Source organism: Yoonia sp. BS5-3 (genome assembly GCF_038069655.2).
Classification (GTDB): Bacteria; Pseudomonadota; Alphaproteobacteria; order Rhodobacterales; family Rhodobacteraceae; genus Yoonia; species Yoonia phaeophyticola.
Map to the genome: position 1 here is coordinate 2,783,359 of NZ_CP150951.2, position 19,762 is coordinate 2,803,120.

General features: G+C 57.4%; 23 protein-coding genes and 1 tRNA gene. 11 read left to right on the plus strand and 13 right to left on the minus strand.

Annotated elements, in window-relative coordinates; all coding sequences use genetic code 11:
• Positions 1 to 95 precede the first annotated feature (95 nt).
• From argS to AABB29_RS14175, 7 genes are all read left to right on the plus strand, one after another.
• Positions 96 to 1,835, plus strand: a complete 1,740-nt coding sequence (gene argS, locus AABB29_RS14145) for an arginine--tRNA ligase (RefSeq protein WP_341366297.1) — start codon at positions 96 to 98, stop codon at positions 1,833 to 1,835.
• 71 nt (positions 1,836 to 1,906) lie between these two features.
• Positions 1,907 to 2,872, plus strand: coding sequence for an SPOR domain-containing protein (locus AABB29_RS14150; RefSeq protein ID WP_341366296.1), 966 nt, complete (start codon positions 1,907 to 1,909; stop codon positions 2,870 to 2,872).
• Between the two features lies 1 nt (position 2,873).
• Positions 2,874 to 3,863 carry a glycoside hydrolase family 3 N-terminal domain-containing protein gene (locus AABB29_RS14155; RefSeq protein WP_341366295.1) on the plus strand — a complete coding sequence of 330 codons (990 nt, stop codon included), beginning with the start codon at positions 2,874 to 2,876 and terminating at the stop codon, positions 3,861 to 3,863.
• Between the two features lie 6 nt (positions 3,864 to 3,869).
• Positions 3,870 to 4,664 carry a ScpA family protein gene (locus AABB29_RS14160; protein ID WP_341366294.1) on the plus strand — a complete coding sequence of 265 codons (795 nt, stop codon included), beginning with the start codon at positions 3,870 to 3,872 and terminating at the stop codon, positions 4,662 to 4,664.
• The gene (gene scpB, locus AABB29_RS14165; protein WP_373636584.1) at positions 4,657 to 5,298 is read left to right on the plus strand and encodes an SMC-Scp complex subunit ScpB; all 642 of its coding nucleotides are present in this window, start codon (positions 4,657 to 4,659) and stop codon (positions 5,296 to 5,298) included. Before AABB29_RS14160 ends, scpB begins: the two co-directional genes overlap by 8 nt.
• Before the next feature lie 46 nt (positions 5,299 to 5,344).
• Complete coding sequence (locus AABB29_RS14170) at positions 5,345 to 5,545, plus strand: hypothetical protein (RefSeq protein WP_341366292.1); 201 nt, start codon at positions 5,345 to 5,347, stop codon at positions 5,543 to 5,545.
• Positions 5,546 to 5,703: 158 nt separating this feature from the next.
• The gene (locus tag AABB29_RS14175) at positions 5,704 to 6,915 is read left to right on the plus strand and encodes a Hint domain-containing protein (RefSeq protein ID WP_341366291.1); all 1,212 of its coding nucleotides are present in this window, start codon (positions 5,704 to 5,706) and stop codon (positions 6,913 to 6,915) included.
• Here AABB29_RS14175 and AABB29_RS14180 read toward each other — a convergent pair.
• The 8 genes from AABB29_RS14180 to AABB29_RS14215 all read right to left on the minus strand — a co-directional run bounded on the left by AABB29_RS14180 (position 6,912) and on the right by AABB29_RS14215 (position 12,278).
• Positions 6,912 to 7,994 carry a 2'-deoxycytidine 5'-triphosphate deaminase gene (locus AABB29_RS14180; protein WP_341366290.1) on the minus strand — a complete coding sequence of 361 codons (1,083 nt, stop codon included), beginning with the start codon at positions 7,992 to 7,994 and terminating at the stop codon, positions 6,912 to 6,914. The genes AABB29_RS14175 and AABB29_RS14180 overlap by 4 nt on opposite strands.
• A 62-nt stretch (positions 7,995 to 8,056) precedes the next feature.
• A tRNA-Pro gene (locus AABB29_RS14185) sits at positions 8,057 to 8,133 on the minus strand.
• A 59-nt stretch (positions 8,134 to 8,192) separates the two neighbouring features.
• Positions 8,193 to 8,834 carry a MerR family transcriptional regulator gene (locus tag AABB29_RS14190; protein WP_341366289.1) on the minus strand — a complete coding sequence of 214 codons (642 nt, stop codon included), beginning with the start codon at positions 8,832 to 8,834 and terminating at the stop codon, positions 8,193 to 8,195.
• 3 nt (positions 8,835 to 8,837) lie between these two features.
• Entirely contained in the window at positions 8,838 to 9,140 is a 303-nt protein-coding gene (gene ihfA / locus AABB29_RS14195) for an integration host factor subunit alpha (RefSeq protein ID WP_341366288.1), read from the minus strand.
• 98 nt (positions 9,141 to 9,238) lie between these two features.
• On the minus strand, positions 9,239 to 10,210 hold the full coding sequence (locus AABB29_RS14200) for a beta-ketoacyl-ACP synthase III (protein WP_341366287.1): 972 nt from the start codon (positions 10,208 to 10,210) through the stop codon (positions 9,239 to 9,241).
• Positions 10,211 to 10,212: 2 nt separating this feature from the next.
• Positions 10,213 to 11,337, minus strand: a complete 1,125-nt coding sequence (gene plsX, locus AABB29_RS14205; RefSeq protein ID WP_373636585.1) for a phosphate acyltransferase PlsX — start codon at positions 11,335 to 11,337, stop codon at positions 10,213 to 10,215.
• A 25-nt stretch (positions 11,338 to 11,362) separates the two neighbouring features.
• Entirely contained in the window at positions 11,363 to 11,569 is a 207-nt protein-coding gene (gene rpmF, locus AABB29_RS14210) for a 50S ribosomal protein L32 (protein ID WP_373636586.1), read from the minus strand.
• A 163-nt stretch (positions 11,570 to 11,732) separates the two neighbouring features.
• Positions 11,733 to 12,278: a DUF177 domain-containing protein gene (locus tag AABB29_RS14215; protein WP_341366286.1), complete on the minus strand. Its 546-nt coding sequence runs from the start codon at positions 12,276 to 12,278 to the stop codon at positions 11,733 to 11,735.
• Between the two features lie 81 nt (positions 12,279 to 12,359).
• On the opposite strand from AABB29_RS14215, the gene AABB29_RS14220 reads away from it, so the two are divergent.
• Complete coding sequence (locus tag AABB29_RS14220; protein WP_341366285.1) at positions 12,360 to 12,845, plus strand: outer membrane protein assembly factor BamE; 486 nt, start codon at positions 12,360 to 12,362, stop codon at positions 12,843 to 12,845.
• A gap of 27 nt (positions 12,846 to 12,872) precedes the next feature.
• Here AABB29_RS14220 and AABB29_RS14225 read toward each other — a convergent pair whose 3' ends face one another.
• Genes AABB29_RS14225 through AABB29_RS14245 form a run of 5 tightly spaced genes read right to left on the minus strand, consistent with a single transcriptional unit; the run spans position 12,873 to position 16,291 of the window.
• The gene (locus tag AABB29_RS14225) at positions 12,873 to 13,415 is read right to left on the minus strand and encodes a pseudouridine synthase (protein ID WP_341366284.1); all 543 of its coding nucleotides are present in this window, start codon (positions 13,413 to 13,415) and stop codon (positions 12,873 to 12,875) included.
• Between the two features lie 56 nt (positions 13,416 to 13,471).
• Complete coding sequence (locus tag AABB29_RS14230; RefSeq protein WP_341366283.1) at positions 13,472 to 14,188, minus strand: SDR family NAD(P)-dependent oxidoreductase; 717 nt, start codon at positions 14,186 to 14,188, stop codon at positions 13,472 to 13,474.
• A gap of 1 nt (position 14,189) precedes the next feature.
• Positions 14,190 to 14,846, minus strand: a complete 657-nt coding sequence (locus tag AABB29_RS14235) for an HAD family phosphatase (RefSeq protein WP_341366282.1) — start codon at positions 14,844 to 14,846, stop codon at positions 14,190 to 14,192.
• Positions 14,843 to 15,661, minus strand: coding sequence for a nucleoside triphosphate pyrophosphohydrolase (gene mazG, locus AABB29_RS14240; protein ID WP_341366281.1), 819 nt, complete (start codon positions 15,659 to 15,661; stop codon positions 14,843 to 14,845). The genes AABB29_RS14235 and mazG overlap by 4 nt, the downstream gene beginning before the upstream one ends.
• Positions 15,662 to 15,721: 60 nt before the next feature.
• Positions 15,722 to 16,291, minus strand: coding sequence for a porin family protein (locus AABB29_RS14245; protein WP_341366280.1), 570 nt, complete (start codon positions 16,289 to 16,291; stop codon positions 15,722 to 15,724).
• Positions 16,292 to 16,528: 237 nt separating this feature from the next.
• Between AABB29_RS14245 and AABB29_RS14250 the strand changes: the two genes are divergently transcribed.
• From AABB29_RS14250 to speB (AABB29_RS14260), 3 genes are read left to right on the plus strand one after another with little or no spacing between them, the layout of a single operon-like run.
• Complete coding sequence (locus tag AABB29_RS14250; protein WP_373636587.1) at positions 16,529 to 17,698, plus strand: M20 aminoacylase family protein; 1,170 nt, start codon at positions 16,529 to 16,531, stop codon at positions 17,696 to 17,698.
• A 32-nt stretch (positions 17,699 to 17,730) separates the two neighbouring features.
• Positions 17,731 to 18,699, plus strand: a complete 969-nt coding sequence (speB, locus tag AABB29_RS14255) for an agmatinase (RefSeq protein WP_341366279.1) — start codon at positions 17,731 to 17,733, stop codon at positions 18,697 to 18,699.
• Positions 18,699 to 19,640 carry an agmatinase gene (speB, locus tag AABB29_RS14260; RefSeq protein ID WP_341369085.1) on the plus strand — a complete coding sequence of 314 codons (942 nt, stop codon included), beginning with the start codon at positions 18,699 to 18,701 and terminating at the stop codon, positions 19,638 to 19,640. The genes speB (AABB29_RS14255) and speB (AABB29_RS14260) overlap by 1 nt, the downstream gene beginning before the upstream one ends.
• The last annotated feature ends 122 nt before the right edge of the window (positions 19,641 to 19,762 follow it).

A 19,762-nucleotide genomic window follows, 5' to 3' on the forward strand; every position in this document is an offset into this window, starting at 1 on the left:
ATGCGATATGGCAAAGAACGCGTTGCTTGATTGACCTCATGTGTGGCAATGATACATGGCCCCAAACGCGTCTTCACTGCGCCTAAGGAAATGCCATGAACCTTTTTGCCGATACCCGTGCCGCCGTCATCGACTGCCTTGATCAGATGGTCAGCGAAAACACCCTACCCGAGGGGCTGTCTTTTGCATCTGTAACGGTCGAGCCGCCGCGCGATGCCGCCCATGGAGATATGGCAACCAATGCGGCCATGGTTCTGGCCAAACCTGCCAAAATGAACCCCCGGATGATCGCCGAGGCGCTGGCCGAAAAACTACTGGCCCATCCCCATATCGCTGTGGCCGACGTGGCTGGCCCCGGGTTCTTGAACATGCGTCTTGTGCCTGAGATTTGGCACGGCGTGATCAAGGCGGTTTTGGGCGATAGCAACTTTGGCCGCTCATCGCTGGGGCAGGGGCAGAAGATGATGGTCGAATATGTCTCGGCCAACCCAACCGGCCCCCTGCATGTCGGTCATACGCGGGGCGCTGTCTTTGGGGACGCGCTGGCGCGTCTGCTCGATTATGCGGGCTATGATGTCACCAAGGAATACTACATCAATGATGGCGGGGCGCAGGTCGATGTACTCGCGCGGTCGGTGTACCTGCGGTATCTCGAAGCGCATGGGCAAGAGGTTGCGTTCCCGGACGGGACATATCCTGGCGATTACCTGAAACCTGTCGGTGAAGCGCTGAAAGCCAAGGTTGGTGATGCGTTTATCGACAAGGGCGAACAGTTCTGGCTGGAAGAGGTGCGCGAATTTGCGACCGAGGCCATGATGGACCTGATCCGCGAAGACCTGGCCCAGCTGGGTGTCGTGATGGACAACTTCTTTTCCGAAAAGTCGCTCTATGGCACGGGTTTGATTGAAAAAGCCATCGGTGAGCTGGATGAGAAAGGCCTGATCTATCGCGGTACGCTAGAGCCGCCCAAAGGCAAGGTGCCCGAAGACTGGGAACCGCGCGAACAGACCCTATTCAAATCCACCGCCCATGGCGATGATGTGGACCGGCCTGTGCAGAAATCTGATGGGTCTTGGACCTATTTCGCGCCCGATATCGCCTATCACTATGACAAGGTGCAGCGCGGCTTTGATCAGCTGATCGATGTCTTTGGCGCCGACCACGGTGGCTATGTGAAACGGATGAAGGCCGCAGTAAGCGCCTTATCCGATAGCAAAGTGCCACTGGATATCAAGCTGACCCAATTGGTGAAGCTTTACAAGAACGGCGAGCCCTTCAAAATGTCCAAGCGGGCAGGGACCTTTGTGACCCTGCGCGATGTGGTGGATCAGGTGGGGCCAAACGTGACCCGTTTCCACATGCTGACCCGCAAGAACGACGCGCCGCTTGATTTCGATTTCGACAAGGTGCTGGAGCAGTCCAAGGATAACCCGGTCTTTTACGTCAATTATGCCTATGCCCGGGTCAATTCTGCCGTATCAAAAGCGTCAGAATTTGCAGATGTAGCGGATACAACATTGGTGGGTGTGGATCTGTCAGGACTGACCCATGATGCGGAAATGACGGTGATCAAAAAGCTGGCTGAATGGCCGCGCTTGGTTGAAATCGCCGCCAAGGGGCATGAGCCGCACCGGATCGCTTTCTACCTTTACGATCTGGCCTCGGATTTCCACGCGCTTTACCATCAGGGCAATGCTGATGAAGCGCTACGCTTTGTGCAAGAGGGTGACTCAGATACCACACAGGCAAAAATTGCCCTGATTCGCGCCGTAGCGATTGTCATTTTGCACGGGTTAGGTATTCTTGGCGTCACACCGGCAGAAGAGATGCGCTAACGCACCAAACGCCGGATCGAGCAGCAGCAACAGACCCACAAAGCCAAAATGGCACGGGCAATGAGGCAGAGATGGCAGTTTATGATGAGGGTTTCGCGCCCGCAAACGGCGCATCACGCGCAGGTATCCTTGTAAATTATGCTGGGGCGGCAATGTCGCTTGCACTGATCCTCGGCGTCAGTGTCTGGGGCTATAAGCTGATCATGCGCGATGTCAGCGGCATTCCAGTGGTGCGCGCTATGGAAGGCGATATGCGTGTCCTGCCCGACAATCCGGGCGGCGATGTGGCCTTGCACACGGGTTTAGCCGTGAACGAAGTGGCGGCATTGGGCGAAGCTGGCGGTCCCGAAGATCGGCTGGTTCTGGCCCCGGTCACATCCGGGCTGGCCCAGGAAGACCTTGATGCGCAACCCGTCGCCGAAGTGATCCAGGCCGCCGTGACAACAGACGCACCAGCCATTACCGCGCCGACCGCGTCAGAGGTGGCTGAACCCGCCGCGATGAGCACCGAAGACATTCTGGCGCTGGCCGATGAGGTTGCCGCGCTGTCTGAAGCGCCTGCTGCCGAACCAGTTGCCGAAGCCTTGGCCGAAGCCGCCAGCGTAGATGAGACCCCGGAAGCTACGATCATTCCCGCATCCATTCCCGGTGTGGCACTGTCCTTGCGTCCCAATATTCGCCCTGCCAGCCTGCGCGTTCCAGCGCCAGCCGCAGAGCCTGCAGTTGCCGCGGCCCCAGCCGAAGCCAGCAATGACGAAGTGGCTGTCAGCACAGCCTCTTTTGCGCCGGGCACGAACCTTGTGCAGCTTGGCGCCTTTACCTCGCCTGCCTTGGCCGCCGCCGAGTGGGAGCGTCTGCAGGATCGTTTTGGTGATCTGATGGCCAATAAATTCCGGGTCATTCAAGTCAGTAATCAAGCGGCCAATACATGGTATCGCCTGCGTGCCAGTGGCTTTGATGACCGGGCGACCGCCCGCCGCTTTTGTGCGGCCTTAGAGGCTGAAGGCGCAGATTGCATCGCAGTGGTCGTCGACTGACATGGCCCATAACGCGGCTATTTTTGGCCCCGAAACAGCGCAGATCACATCATGGGAGCGCGCATTTTTCCGGGACGCCGATCCGCTGGGCTTTATTCTGTTTGCCCGCAATATCGAAACGCCTGATCAGCTGCGCCGTTTGACAGCTGATCTGCGCGAAAACGTGGGCCGAAATGCGCCGATCCTGATTGATCAAGAGGGCGGGCGTGTACAGCGGATGCGCAGCCCGCATTGGCGCGAATACCCGCCCGCGCTGGACCAAATGCAGCGGGCCCGCGATCCAATGCGTGCCCATTGGATCCGCAACCGGCTGATCGCGGCGGAACTTTACGATGTGGGCATCGATGTAAACTGTGCCCCGCTGGCTGATTTGGTTGAGGATCAGACCCATCCAGTGCTGCGAAACCGGCTTTATGGCGATGATATCGACACGGTGATCGCTGCCGCGCGCATTTGCGCAGATGCGCATCTTGCGGGCGGTGTCTTGCCCGTGCTGAAACATATCCCGGGCTATGGCCGCGCCCATGTGGACAGCCATAAAGCACTGCCAGTGATGGATTTTCCGCTGGACGCGCTCGAAGCGCGTGATTTTGCGCCGTTTCGTGCGCTTAGCGATATTGCGATGGGTATGACGGCACATATGGTTGTGTCTGCAATTGACCCTGACAGCCCGGCGACGACTTCGCCTGCCATGATGCGCTATATCCGCGATAAGATCGGCTTTGACGGGTTGATCATGACCGATGATTTGTCAATGGAGGCGCTCAGCGGGACAGTCGCCGAACGCGCCACCGCCGCAATCCGGGCGGGGTGCGATATTATCCTGCATTGCAATGGTAACGCCGCCGAGATTGAAGCAGTCGCCGATGCGGCAGGCCGCATGACCCCGCAGGCTGTTGTCCGGGCCGACCGTGCGTTGTCACAGCGAAAAACCCCAACAAATATTGACATCCCAGAGCTAGAAGCAGAACTTGCAACGCTACTAGGCTGAGGATCGATGCAGGACGATATTTTCCAAGAAGACCGCATGTCAGTCAGCGAACGGCTGGCCGCCGAGGCGCTCATCGTGGATGTGGGCGCTTTTGAGGGGCCGCTTGACCTGCTGTTGACCCTGTCGCGAACCCAAAAGGTGGATCTGCGCCAAATCTCAATCCTGGCTTTGGCCGAACAGTATCTGGTCTTCGTTGAGAGGGCCAAACAGCTCCGGCTTGAGCTTGCAGCAGATTACCTGGTGATGGCCGCCTGGCTGGCCTTCCTTAAATCCCGGCTGTTGCTGCCACCCGATCCTGCCGAAGAGGGGCCATCGGGCGAAGAGCTTGCCGCGCATTTGGCCTTCCAGCTGGAACGGCTTGAGGCGATGCGCAAGGCTGCGGCGCAGCTGATGGCGCGTGATCAGTTGGGGCGCGATTTTTTTGCGCGCGGGATCACCGAAGATGTGCAGCGGGTGCGCAAGGTGACCTATACCGCCACGCTGCTTGATTTGATGCAAGGCTATGCGCGTATCCGCACCCGCGATGATTTCCGCCCCTTCGTGTTAGACCGTCAACATGTCATGACGATGGAGCAAGCCCTAGACCGGATGCGCCATTTGATCGGCTTTGCGGGCGAATGGACCGACATCGCCAGTTATCTGCCCGATGGCTGGGATGCCGACCCGCAGCGCCGCCGCTCAACCACGGCGGCCACCTTTGCCGCCAGTCTTGAGCTTGCCAAGGAAGGCAAAATCGAAATCCGGCAGGGCGAAACCTTTGCCCCCATTCAAATTCGCAAAAAGGCACCCGGTGATGAGTAAGCCCGAAAATGACAGCCTCTTTGAAGCGCCGCCCATGGGCGAGCAGGAACGCATGGTCGAGGCTATCCTTTTTGCCACAGCAGATCCGGTCAGCGTGAATGAGCTGATCGGCCGCATGCCCCATGGCTGCGACCCAGCCGAGGCTTTAGCGCATCTGCGCAAGCGCTATGAGGGGCGGGGCGTGAATGTGGTGAAGGTCGGTGATGCCTGGGCCATCCGGACTGCGGCTGATCTGGGCTTTTTGATGCAGAAAGAGACGATTGAGACGCGCAAACTGTCCCGAGCGGCGATCGAAACGCTGGCCATTGTGGCCTATCACCAGCCAGTGACCCGGGCCGAGATTGAGGAAATTCGCGGCGTCAGCGTTAGCCGGGGAACGATTGATCAGTTGATCGAAATGGAATGGATCCGCTTTGGACGGCGAAAAATGACACCGGGGCGGCCCGTAACTTTTGTCGTCACGCAAGGGTTTCTTGACCATTTCGGGCTAGAGAATGCGCGCGATCTGCCGGGCTTGAAAGATTTGCGCGCTGCAGGTCTGCTTGAAAACCGACCGCCACCCGGCGCCACCGGGCTGGATGAGGCGGAAGATGCCGATGATGATGAAAACCAGACCGAGATGTTTGAAGAATGATTATTCCGGTTTATATTAAGACCAGTGCAAGGCGGTGGATTTAGCAATGAACGTAAACCGAATGATCAACAGGGCGATCCGCATGGCGGTGAACCGCGGGGTGAATAAGGGTATCGATGTCGCCAGCCGTCGGGGCAAAAGCACCGATGAAATGACCGCAGAAGAACGCCAATCGGCCCAGTCATCGAAAAAGACGGCCCAAAACGCCCGGCGTAACCTGCGTTTCTTGCGCCGGTTCCTGCGTTAATATTGCAGGCGCAATATCCGTCACGTTAATGGCCTGACGTCTTGTAATGCCCAAAGGTGCATATGACGAACCGTTGAGCACATGTTTACGGGTAATAGTATAGACGGTTTGGCAGGTTGAATACCCGATGGCGGTTGGTCTGTCTGTTGAGGTGAAAAATGGCATCATTTGCGGTTCTTGGCGCTGACGTCATTCAGGGCGGGAACATCAATACGAATTCGACCGGTGGCTCGAACGGGCAGGGCGAGGTGACATTCAACAATGGCACAGCTGTGTTCGAGGATGATGACATCGTTGTTTTCGAAGTACAGGACCCAACCGGCACAAATGAAATCGGCAGCGGCAGCAGCATCTCTGACCTGACGGTTTTTGACAGCTATGCCGACTATCAGGCCTATCTTGCCAGTGTTGATGCCGGAACGCCCGACACGACCCTGATCAAATATGATTATGCCCCGCAAAACCAGGGGCAGACGGCGACTGTGCAATCCGACATCTCGGGGCTTGGTGACAGCTATGTACGGTTCAACGCAAATATCTTGCAGCCGCAAAACGGCGGTCCTACGTTGAATAACACGCTGACGATTGCGCCGGGCACAAATATTGCCAACGCGACGGGGGCCGTCGTTTTGGATCGCTACTCTGACTTCGACATTGACGAAGATGGCACCATCGACAGCGGTACTGTCGAGGTTGGGAACTCTGATTTCTATGTCGGTGATTATGTCGACATCCTGAATCAGGCGCCGGTTTGTTATGTCGATGGGACCATGATTTTGACAGATATGGGACCGCGCGCCATTGAAACATTGCAGGTCGGCGATCTGGTTCAGACCGCAGCGCATGGGTTGCAGCCAATCAGGTGGATCGGACGGCGTGATCTGTCACCGCTGGAATTGCGTTTGTTCCCGAAATTACGCCCCGTACATATCGGCAAAGGGGCCTTAGGCGCGGGTCTGCCTGAACGTGACCTCAGGGTGTCGCGCCAGCACCGCATGTTGCTGGCCTCAAAGATCGTCAAGCGGATGTTTGGGGTGGATCAGGCGCTGGTCCCTGCGATCAAGTTGATTGATTTGCCGGGTATCTCATACGATCAGGGCGATACCGCGCTAAGCTATATCCATCTGATGTTTGCACAGCATGAGATTATCTTTGCCGAAGGCGCCCCGTCAGAAAGTCTTTATCCGGGGCCAGAGGCACTAAAATCCCTGACAAATGCGGCGCGGACCGAATTGAAGACCTTGTTTCCACAGCTGGGGCAGGACACGCTGCCGCCATGCGCCGCGTTGGTGCCGACCAAAGGCGCGCAGCGCAATCTGATTGCACGGCATCTCAAAAACCAAAGGTCTGTCTTGCAGCAGGTTAATTAGCCCGATTTGAAATGCTTGGACAGTTTCAGACCCTGTCCTTGATAATTCGACTTAATCTCGCGCCCATAAAGCGCATCGGGCATTGCGGCCATATGTTCATAAACCAGACGGCCGACGACCTGCCCATGTTCCAGAACAAAAGGCGCCTCATGGCAGCGGACCTCTAGCACACCGCGCGAGCCGCTGCCGCCTGCCTCGGCATAGCCGAAACCGGGATCGAAAAAGCCCGCGTAATGCACCCGAAATTCGCCGACCATCGCCAGATAGGGCGCCATTTCGGCGGCCTGCATCGGGGGGATCACGATCGCTTCGCGGCTGACCAGAATGTAAAACGCGCCCGGGTCCAGGATGATCCAGCCGTCATCTGTGTGCACGGGTTCCCAAAAATCAGCGGGGTCGTAGTGGTTCAGCTTGGACAGATCAACAACGCCCGTATGCGGCTTGGCGCGGTAACCGACCAGATTGCCCTTTTGCGGTTTCAGGTCCACCGAAAAACCCAGCCCGTCCGAAATGACCGGATCACCCGAAACAATCGGGGTTTGGGCATGCAGGGCGCGTAAATCGTCATCTGACATCAGGGTTTTGCCCTGCCGAAAGATGATCTGGTTCAGCATCTGGCCCGTTTGCGCGACCACCGAAAAGGATCGGGGGCAAATTTCCACGTAAAGCGGGCCGGAATACCCCGCAGGAACGCGATCAAATTCGACACCGTAGTCCGTGATAATCCGGGTCAGCAGATCAAGGCGGCCGATGGATGATTTGGCACTGGCGGCGGCTGACATATCGGCGGGCAGCGATAGGCTTTCGATCAACGGGACAACATAGACGCAGCCCTTTTCCAAAACAGCGCCGCCGGTCAGGTCCACCGCATGCATCTGAAAGTCTTTCAGGCGGTCCTTTACGGTACGATTCCGGCCGGCCAAAAAGGATGCACGTACACGGTAGGCCGTTGTTCCTAAACGTAAATCAAGGGATGCAGGTTGTATTTGATCAGTTGTGATCTCGGCGCTGGCCGTGATCCCGCCTGTCGCAATCATGGCGCTGATTTGGTGATCGGCCAAGACACCGGATGTGGTCATATCTGGATCCCTTCAGATACCAAAACGCCCGCTGCGCCAAGGCGCAAGCGGGCGGTTATGATTGGTCGGGCTAGCAGGACTCGAACCTGCGACCTTCCGTCCCCCAGACGGACGCGCTACCAGGCTGCGCCATAGCCCGAACAGACGCTTTCATAACGCAATTCAGTGGCAGGGCAAGCCCGAAAAACACTTCGGCCATTACTGAGCGCGCATCCGGTCGCGCAAGGCTTCCAGGCGGCTGAGCAGCGGCGCGATTTGTGCGGCTTTTGCGTGCAGCGCCGATAAGTCGGCTGGAACGGTACCGATCACGCGACCCGGTGCCGACAGCAGCTCATCTGGGAAAGCAGGCAATGCCAGGTCGGGCGCTGGTGGCGGGGCAGGTGGCGTTTCTGTTGCAGGCGGGATGTCGTCAAAGGCGAACATGTCCTGCATCGGCTCTGGCGCAGCAGGGGGCGCTGGGGCGGCAGGTTTGGACGCTTCAGGTGCTTCGGCTGCTTTTTTGACGGCGGGCTGCTTGTACGGTTCTGGCGCAGGCTTTGCCAGCTCTGGCGTGGCGGCCCCGGCGTGTGTTGACGCACCAAGGGTTGCTACATACTTGACGCCTTTTTCGCGCAGCAGCTTCTGGGTGCCTTTGATGGTCAGCCCATCTTCGTGCAGCAACTGTTTGATACCGCCCAATAATTCCATGTCGGAAGGGCGATAATATCGGCGCCCGCCCGCACCTTTGACAGGTTTGATCTGGGAAAACTTGCTTTCCCAGAACCTTAACACATGGGTTGGGGTGTCAAGCCATTCAGCGACTTCACTAATCGTGCGGAAGGCGTCTTTGGCCTTGGCCATGGTTTAGCGCTTATTTCCAGCCGCAACGCGATCTTTCATCAAATGCGATGGCCGGAATGTCAGCACACGGCGGGGGTGAATTGGCACTTCTTCACCTGTTTTGGGGTTACGGCCAATCCGGGCCGCTTTCTCGCGGACTGAAAAAGTCCCGAAGGACGAGATTTTCACAGTCTCGCCTTTCACCAAAGAGTCAGACACATGCGACAACACGCTTTCGACAAGATCGGCACTGTCGTTGCGTGACAATCCAACCTGATTGTGCACTGCATCCGCAAGATCCATTCGTGTCAATGTTTTTGCCGTCATCACCGGTCCCCCTATTATGTTTGGTGGAGCATAGTCCTCGGCCAAAATCAGAGTCAATAACAATGGCTTGGCAATCACAGATGCAGGTCTGATTTAGCTTACCAGCGCAGCACAACGGCGCCCCAGGCCAGCCCGCCGCCGATGGCTTCGGTCACGACAAGATCGCCTTGTTTGATCTGCCCATTGGCCACCCCAACCGAAAGCGCGAGGGGAATCGATGCAGCCGAGGTATTTCCGTGATCCTGGACCGTCACAACAACCCGGTCCATCTCGACCCCCAGCTTCTTGGCCGTGGATTGGATGATGCGAATATTGGCCTGATGGGGTACAACCCAGTCGACATCGTCAGGGCCCAGCCCGACGCTTTCCAGCGCTGTGTCGGCAGTCTTGGCGAGCTTTTCAACGGCATGGCGGAAGACCTCTTTGCCCTCCATGCGCAGCATGCCGGTGTTCTGGGTCGCAACACCGCCATCAACGTAAAGCAGGTCTTTATAGCGCCCGTCAGAATTCAGATCGGTCGACAACACACCGCGATCCGTGCTTTCGCCGGTGCCTTCTTCGGCCTCAAGCACCAGCGCGCCCGCACCGTCGCCAAACAGCACGCAGGTGCTGCGATCCGTCCAGTCCATGATCTTGCTAAAGGTCTCGGCCCCGATGACCAGCACCCGGTCAGCCTGGCCCGAAGCAATCAGCGCATTTGCGTTGCTCAGCGCGTAGACGAAACCGGCACAAACAGCTTGAACATCAAAGGCATAGCCCGTGGTGTTTCCAATGGCATGCTGCACCATGGTCGCGGCAGATGGAAACGTGTTATCCGCGGTGGAGGTCGCCAGAACAATCGCATCGATTTGCGATCCATCCATTTGCGCCATGGCCAACGCGGCGTTGGCCGCATGGGTCGCCAGCTGCGATGTGGTCTGTCCGGGTGCCGCGAAATGCCGTCTTTCGATGCCAGAACGGGATCTGATCCATTCATCGCTGGTATCGAGTGTCTTTTCGAATTCAGAGTTCGGAACCACGCGTTCGGGCAGGTAATGTCCAACCCCTTTGACGACTGCGCGACGTACCATTTTTACTTGTCCGTATTGGTGCTGAGACTGCCCGTCTCAATGTGTTGCGGACCATCTTGGGCAAGTGACGCAGCGGATGCAACCCGTGCAGCCAGTTTATCCGAAAAACCGCCCTGTCCCAGCCGGTAAGCCAGGTGCAGCGCGGCGGCAACGCCAGTGGCATCGGCTGATCCGTGGCTTTTGATCACGGTCTGGTTCAGCCCCAGAAAAACACCGCCATTGACCCGGCGGGGGTCGATCCGTTTGCGTAGGCGGCGCAGCGATCCGCGGGCCAGCAATGCGCCCAAAATAGAAAGGGGATTGCGCAGCAACGCGCTACGCAACAATTCGCTGATCAGCGATGCCGTGCCTTCGCCGGTCTTCAATGCGACATTGCCGGTGAAACCGTCGGTGACGATCACGTCGATTTTGTCAGAAGGCAAATCACCGCCTTCGATAAAGCCGACATAATCAAAATCACCAGAATCAGCGGCATTTGCGATCAGCTCATTGGCGACCTTCAGTTCGGCGCGCCCTTTGTGATCTTCAGTCCCGACATTCAGCAGGCCGACGCGGGGGCGGTCGATATCAAGCCCGTTGCGCGCGTAAGAGGCCCCCATCAAGGCATATGTCAAAAGATCATCCTGATCGGCGCTGATATCGGCCCCGGCATCCAGCATCACGTTAAATCCTGATGGGTTGCGCGAAGGCCATAGGCAGGCGATGGCCGGGCGATTGACCCCATCGGTCTTGCGCAAGCGGATGGTCGACATCAGCATGAGCGCCCCGGTATTACCGCAGCTGACACAGACCGAAGCAGCCCCCGAGCGGACAGCCTCAATCGCGGACCACATCGATGTGGTCGCCCCTTTACGGAAAGCCACTTTGGGTTTGTCCGTCATCTTCACAACATCAGCGGCATCGTGGATCGTGACACGGTCGCCGATATTATGCTTTGAAATCAGGGGCTTCAGCTCGGCCTCGGGGCCATGCACAATCACCTTAGCATCCGGGTTCTTGCCCAGAAACTTCGAAAGGCCCGCAACGACGGTTGCAGGCCCTTTGTCGCCGCCCATGGCGTCGACTGAAAGCACGTGGCTTGCAGCATTGACCTGCGCCGGATCGGTGTCCGTCTGGGCTGATGTCATGCTGCAGTCACTCTCGCGAAGCGGCTTACGCTGCGTCGTCTTCCAGATCGATCTCAGTGGTATCAGCAATCACTTCGCGTGATGCGTAATGTCCGCAAGCGGGACAAACATGATGTGGGCGCTTCAGCTCACCGCAGTTTTCGCACTCGTTCGGATTCGCAGCAACAAGTGCGTCATGCGCACGCCGGTTGTTACGGCGGGATTTGGATACTTTATTCTGCTGGACAGCCATGTCTCAACCCTATGATATAAAGGGCACATGGCCCTGATTTCCTGCATCTCGGGGGGTCCTACGCCAATCTGGCCGCCCTGTCGAGACACGATGTAAAAGAGGCCGCGAACATACTGCGATTCCGTATTTGTGCAACCCTTTTTGCGACAGGCCTGTCGCCTGATTATTCTTCTTTGTTTTCAAGCTTTTCGCGCAGCGCCCCGAGGGCCGCGAAAGGTTTCGCATCTTCATCGCTCATCGGGGTGATGCCAGGCGGCGCGCTGGCCGCAGCGGCAAGCGGCGCATCGGCACTGCGCGGATAAAGTGGCAAAGCCAGTGTCAGCGCCTCAATCATGATTGCAGCCAGATCAAGGCTGGCGGGCAGCGGCTCAACCGTGTCGTCCTCGGGCATTTCAGCCTCGGCGGCGTCGATTTCGGGCAGATCAGCGATATAGCTGCGCCTTACAGGTTCATCGATACGGGTCGTCACGGGGGCAAGCGTTGCAACGCAAGGCTGGACCACTGTGGCCCCCAAATTGGCCGTCAGCGCCCAGTCGCTGCGTCCAACAGGGGCCAGCTGGCCGGAAAACCGCAATTTCTTGACACCCGATATATTCAAAGCCGCAGCAATGGCTTGGCGCTCGGGGGCGGTGGGCGTGATGTCAAATGCGGTGGCGTTCTGGTTGCTCAGATCGGCCAAACGCAAGTGTGATTGGGGCAATTGGGCCAAGGGTGCTTCCATTCTTGAACAGGGGCGGGGTGTGATGTAGGGGGAATAAAAGGCGCATGACGCCAAAGCAAGAGGCCTCATATGACCCGTTCGACATCCGGATTTCGCAAAGCCGTTCCCGCAATGGGGCTGGTGCTGGTTTTGGCTGTTGCATCGGGCTGCACGCGCATTGAACGGTTTCACGGCTTCACGCCGACAGATGCTGATCTAACAGCGGTTGAGGTTGGCCAAACCACCAAAGACAGCGTGATTTCCGCCTTTGGTCCGCCATTTTCGGATAGCAGCCTGGAAAACAACGCGATTTATTACGCTTCCAGCCAATTCAGCTATTTCGGGGCGTTGCCACCGGAAGAGGTCGATCGCCAGATCGTCGCGATCCATTTTGATGGCAATGACGTCGTGCGCAATGTGATCCGCTATACGCTGGAAGACGGGCGCGTTGTTGGGCTTGATCGCCGTGTCACAGATGACGGGATCAATGATGTGACCTTCCTTGGTCAGCTTCTGGGATCGTTTGGACGGGTCGATGCGGGTGCGCTGTTGGGCGAAGACGGCACAACGCCCTAAAGGGTATATCTGACGATTCGTACCGTATCAGGCGTCGCACCACGTTCCGTTTTTGATGCCATCCAGGCACCAATCGCCAACGCGCCAGCGCACAAGGCGCAGGGTTGGAAAACCGATATGCGCGGTCATGCGCCGGACCTGTCTGTTGCGCCCCTCGCTGATCGTGATCTCAACCCAGCGATCCGGCACCGATTTACGGAAACGCACGGGCGGGTCACGTTCCCACAGGGCGGGGGGATCGATCAGCCGTGCTTTTGCAGGCCGGGTTGGCCCGTCCTTCAGCGTGACACCATCGCGCAAAGGGGCAAGGTCCGCATCGGTGGGTGCCCCTTCGAGCTGCACAAGATAGGTTTTGTGCAGCTTATGTTTGGGATCAGCGATCCGGGCCTGCAGCTTGCCATCATCCGTCAGTACCAGAAGCCCCTCACTATCACGGTCGAGCCGGCCTGCCGGATAGACATGCGACACATCTACAAAGGCCGACAGGGTCGGGCGCGGCGACGGGCTGTGCGCATCTGTAAACTGCGACAGCACGCCAAAAGGTTTGTTGAACAAAATCACGCGGGCCATGTGGGCCCATTTGCCCCAGATTGCTGCGCGCGTCTATGGCCGATTGGTTTCACGGCTCATGGCATTCGCAGCGCGCCATCCAGCCGGATTGTTGTCCCGTTCAGGTAATCGCATTCAACAATGAACCGCGCGAGAGCCGCAAATTCGGCCGGATCACCCAAACGCTGCGGATAGATCACATCCTTTGCCAGCCCATCCATCACCTCTTGGCCTAGACCCTCGAGCATGGGGGTGTGGAAGATACCCGGTGCGATGGCCATCACCCGTATGCCGCTGCGCGCGAGATCGCGCGCCATGGGAAGCGACAGACCGGCAATCCCAGCCTTAGAGGCCGCATAGGCGACTTGTCCCTTTTGCCCATCAAAAGCGGCGACAGAGGCCGTGTTGACAATCACACCGCCCTCTTTCATGCGCGCGGCGGCCTGACGGGCGACGTTGAAGCTTCCATTCAGATTGATATCCACGGTGCGGGCAAAGCTGCCCTGATCATGCGGCCCATCGCGGCCCAGCGTTTTTTCGGCTGTGGCAATGCCAGCGCAGTTGATCGCGACATTGATGACATCCACGATATCCAGCCCTTCAGCAACGTTGTTTTCATCTGTGACATCGACCTGCGCAAATCCGGCCCCGATCTGAGCGGCATAGTCCGCCCCTTGGAGGTCGCGATCAAAGATTGTCACCTTGGCGCCTGCGGCAGCAAATGCCTTGGCCGTCGCAGCCCCAAGTCCCGAGGCCCCGCCGGTGATAATTGCATTCACGTCCTTCATGTCCATCTCAACTCTCCATCAGATTGAGCATTTGGGCGCCTGCCACCAAAGTCTCGGCAACGTGGTGGCCAAGTGATAGCAGCGCCTCACTGGGCGGTTTGATATCGGGGACCTGTACGGTCTGCATGCCTGCGGCAACCGCTGCACGCACGCCGTTTTCGGAATCTTCAAATGCAGCACAATTGCCGGGGGCAATGCACAGTGTTGCTGCGGCTTTCAGATAAATATCAGGTGCCGGTTTGCCGTTGACCACCTGATCGCCGCCGATGATGAGCGGGAAAAGATCATCTAGTCCGGCGCGGGCCAGATGATTATGGGCCTTTTGCGTATAGGTGCTGGTGGCAATGGCGTAAGGGATCTGGCGGTCTTGCAAGGCCTCGATCACATCACGCACGCGGGGCTTGGCGGGGATTTGGGCTTGCATCAATTTGCGGATTTCCTGATCCCACTGCGCCTCAAACGCATCGGTAGCGGGGCCCAGATGGGCCTCAAGAAAAGGGCGTCCAGCGTGGTTGGGCAGGCCAATCAGCTCAAGAAAGCCAGCATCGTAGGGGGAAAGGTCCATGGCCGTGCGAGCGTTTCTGTAGCCTTGCAGATACACCTGCTCGGTGTCCAATAGCAGCCCGTCCATATCAAAAATGACGGCTTTTATGGGCGTGGTCATCGGGATTTTTCCGCCTGTTTCACAGCATCCCAAAGCGCATCCATCTCGGCCAGGTCGCTGTCGGCTGGGGTTTTGCCTTGTGCGGCCAACGCGTCTTCGACCGCGCCAAAGCGCCGTGTGAATTTGGCATTGGCGGCACGCAGGGCGGTTTCAGGATCGATCTGCAGGTGCCGGGCCAGATTGGCGATGACAAAAAGAAGATCGCCGAACTCTTCTTCCGTCTCTGTTTGGGTCAACGTCTCGCGCGCCTCAACCAGCTCGCCCGCTTCTTCGATGATTTTATCAATGACATGGGTTGTATCAGGCCAGTCAAAGCCGACCCGGGCTGCCCGGTTCTGCAATTTGACCGCGCGGGTCAGTGCGGGCAGCCCAGTGGCGACACCGTCCAGCGTGCGGGTTTGGGCTTTGTCTGCGCGTTCAGCCGCTTTGATCTTTTCCCAATCCGCCGTTTGCTGAGCCGCCGATTTATCGCGGCTTTCGTCGCCAAAGACATGCGGATGCCGCGCAACCATTTTATCGGCGGTGGATTTGACAACGCTGTCAAAACTGAAATGGCCTGCCTCGCTGCCCATTTGGGTGTGATAGACCGTCTGCAACAGCAAATCACCCAATTCGCCCTCAAGCTCGGCCCAATCCTGGCGGGCGATCGCATCGGCTACTTCATAGGCTTCTTCGATCGTGTAGGGGGCGATGCTGTCAAAATCCTGTTCAACATCCCACGGGCAGCCGGTGACGGGATCACGCAACCGGCGCATGATCTCAAGCAGGCGGGGCATGCCGCCATTGGGATCGTGGATCAAACTATCGTCCGGCATAGGGCCCCCGCTTTGGTTTTTGGGGGCACGCTATGCAAAGATGTACGCTAGGCCAAGGGCTTAGAATTTGTAGCTGGCGCGAAAGGAGAGTGTATCGAAATCGATTTGCACAGTTTGACCGCCCCCATCGGGGTTATCTCCTTCTAGGTCTCGAACCAGATATTCGGCGCCAACGACAAACTTATCGCCAATTATGTATTCGGCGCCAATCCCGTAGTTTAGGCCTGATACGTCCCACTCATCATCTGGGAGATTCGTGTAAATGCCAGAGCTCATTCCAAGCAGGCCGTATAGTAGAACATCGTCAATAGTGTATCCTCCACGAGCCTTGAAATCGAACATAGGTTCGCTGATTTCTGACTCGGAGAAGCCTGTTACAAAAGCATCGCTGGTATTAAAAATTGCGACTTCGCCGCCATACACAAAAGCACCTGATTGTACCTGATATCCAGCAAAGACACCAACAGTTGTCCCATCATCCAACTCTTGTGCCACGTCAGTGTCAAAAAAGTCGAGATCACCGGTCGTTGTTCCAAAGTTGAGGCCAGCATACCCACCGCTCCAGTCCGCGAATACGGTCGTCGGCAGCAATGCGGCGCAGGCTAGTGTAAGTGGTTTCAATATTGACATTTAGAAATCCTTTCTTGGGAGTTAATATATAACTTATTAGATTAATTTTGCGTGCGGTTCGACTCGATTAAGCGGGCTTTTTTCCGTTGTGGTGTTTTGGCCACATCGTTATGGCTTTGGTCTGTTATGACAACGAATTTTGCCTCTGGGGATGGTCTCTGAAGAGCAGGCGCTAATCCCCTTGCACAGCTGCAATTGTCGCTGCATCTTTCCCGCAAACCTGCGCAGGAGCCGCCTTTGCCTATCATCAACCGTATCGCTGATTTTGCCGAGGACATGACCGCGTGGCGCCGGCACCTTCATGCGAATCCCGAGTTGCAGTTCGATTGTCATCAGACAGCGGGCTTTGTCGCGGATCGGCTGCGCGATTTTGGGGTGGATGAAATCCATGAGGGGATCGCGACATCCGGGCTCATCGCGATCATCGATGGGCGCGTCGATGGGCCAACCATCGGATTGCGCGCAGATATGGATGCGCTGCCGATGGATGAACAAACCGGGCTTGATTATGCGTCAACGACGGCAGGGCGGATGCATGCATGCGGGCATGATGGGCATGTGACGATGCTGCTTGGCGCCGCGAAGTACCTGGCTGAGACCCGCAATTTTGCGGGCCGTGTTGCGTTGATTTTCCAACCCGCCGAAGAAAATGGCGGCGGTGCTGGGGTGATGGTCGAAGAGGGGGCTTTGGACCGGTTCGACATCACTGAGGTCTACGCTTTGCATAACGCGCCGGGTACGGCGGTTGGCGCGTTTTATACAGCACCGGGGCCGATTATGGCGGCCGTTGATACATTTGACATTCATATCAAGGGGCGCGGCGGTCATGGGGCCATACCGCAAGAGACGGCAGATCCGATTATCGCCGCCGTGGGGATGGTCAACGCGATCCAGACGATCGTCAGCCGCAATCACGCGACGCAAGACGAATTGGTTGTATCCGTCACGCAAATTCACAGCGGATCGGCCGATAATATTATCCCCGAAACGGCCTATATTAACGGTACGGTGCGCAGCTTTGATCCAGCGGTGCAGCAGATGGTCATGGACCGGCTTCAGGCGATTGTGGACGGGCAGGCGGCCAGTTTCGGTGTCGAGGCCAGTTTGACATATGAGATCGGCTATCCGGCCACCATTAATGACCCGCAAAAGGCGGGCTTTGCCGCTGATGTCGCGCGCGAGGTCTCGGCGGATGTGGCCGATGATACGGTCCCCCAAATGGGGGCAGAGGATTTTGCCTATATGCTGCAGGCGCGCCCGGGCGCTTATCTGTTTGTCGGCAATGGGGATAGCGCTGGGTGGCATCATCCGGAATTTGACTTCAACGATGAGACCGCGCCATTCGGCGCGTCATTCTTTGCGCGTCTGGTGGAACGGGCGCTGCCGGTGGGGGGATCAAATTTCTAGAAATTTGATCGGCGTGAAACGGAAGGTTTGCGATGACATTAGATAAGGCAAGCAGTGAAATCGACGGGGCCTTTACCCGCCAAGAGCGGCGCGGGCTTTCATTCGAAAACGCCTTTGGCGGTGCGACGTCGTTCCTGCGCCGCAGCTATACCAAAGAATTGGCCGGATTTGATCTGGCCGTCACCGGTGTGCCCTTTGATCAGGCCGTGACCCATCGGCCAGGGACCCGTTTCGGGCCGCGCGCCATCCGCGAGGCGGCCACTTTGCAAACCTTCGATCCACCTTATGGGTGGGACGGGTTTGACCCGCTTTCCGAATTCGCCATCGCCGATTACGGCGATATGGCCTTTGACTATGCCGATATCTCGGGTCTTCCAGGCCTGTTACAGGCGCATATTGCGGGCATTTTGGCGCAGGACTGTAATGCGATCACACTTGGCGGCGATCACTTTATCACCCTTCCGATCTTAAGGGCCTATGCAGAAACATATGGCCCTTTATCTGTTATCCAATTCGATGCGCATTCCGACCTTTGGCCGGATGATGATATGGACCGGATCGATCATGGAACGATGATGTATAAGGCCGTAAAGCTGGGTGTGGTGGATGTAAGCCGTTCGATCCAAATCGGGATTCGAACCGAATGCGCCGACTATCTGGGCATGCCCTATATCGATGCCCGCAGCTGCCATGAAAAAGGGGCCGCTTGGGTTGCTGAACAGGTCAAGGCCCGGGTGGGCGCCCATCCGGCCTATGTGACCTTTGATATCGACGCGCTGGACCCCGCTTTTGCCCCGGGCACAGGCACGCCTGTTTGGGGCGGGCTGGCCAGTTGGCAGGCGGCGGCAATCCTGCGTGATCTGGCGGGGATCAATATGGTCGGCGGAGACGTGGTTGAGGTCTCACCCCCTTATGACACAACAGGTGCCACCGCTATTGCAGGGGCGCATGTGGCGATGGAACTGTGCTGTCTTGCGCTATGGAACAAAAGGATAAAATGATGCCCAATATGCCAATCAGCGGGAATGATCTGGCCCGGTTCTCTGGCCCGCAAAGCTTTATGCGTCTGCCCGAGGTCGCGGGCCCTGACGGCTTGGATGTCGGCTTTATTGGAATTCCGATGGATATCGGAACGTCATGGCGCTCGGGCACGCGGATGGGTCCGAAGCAGCTGCGCGAGCAATCGGCGATGATCCGGCCGTATAACATCCAAACGGGGGCCGCCCCCTTTGATGCGCTGCACTGCGCGGACTTGGGTGATGTGGCGGTAAACACTTTTTCGCTTAGTGATACAATTCGCATAATTACAGAGACTTACGCGGCACATCTCAAACATGATTTCATCCCGATGACGCTGGGCGGTGATCATACATTGACCTTGCCTGTTCTGCGGGCGGTGGCCGCGAAACATGGGCCTGTGGCGCTGGTGCATGTGGATGCCCATGCCGATGTGAATGATGAGATGTTTGGCGAGCGTGAAACCCATGGCACCGTCTTCCGCCGGGCTTACGAAGAGGGGATCATCACGGCTGACAAGGTCTTTCAGATCGGTCTGCGGGGAACAGGCTATACGGCTGATGACTTTACCGAGGCTGCGGGCTGGGGCTTTCAGCAATATCTGGCGCCGACGCTTTGGCATAAGTCGCTGACCCCGCTTGCAGCTGAAATCAAAGAGAAAATCGGCGATCAGCCGTGTTACATCACCTATGATATCGACAGCCTTGATCCTGCATACGCGCCCGGGACAGGCACGCCTGAAATTGGTGGGCTGACTACGCCGCAAGCGATGGAGCTGATCCGCGGTTTGCGCGGGCTGAATATCGTCGGCTGCGACTTGGTTGAGGTCTCTCCGCCCTATGACCCGTCTGGCAATACCGCGCTGACGGGGGCCAATCTGATGTTCGAGATGTTGTCGATCCTGCCGGGCGTGCCATATCGGTGATTGGGCATAAAGATGTCGTACAGATGGTGTACATACGAGGTAATTTGATCGGGAACTGAGAAACTGTCACCAACCAAGCAGGTTTTGGCGACGACCATCGGCTGTGGAGCGATCGAACACTT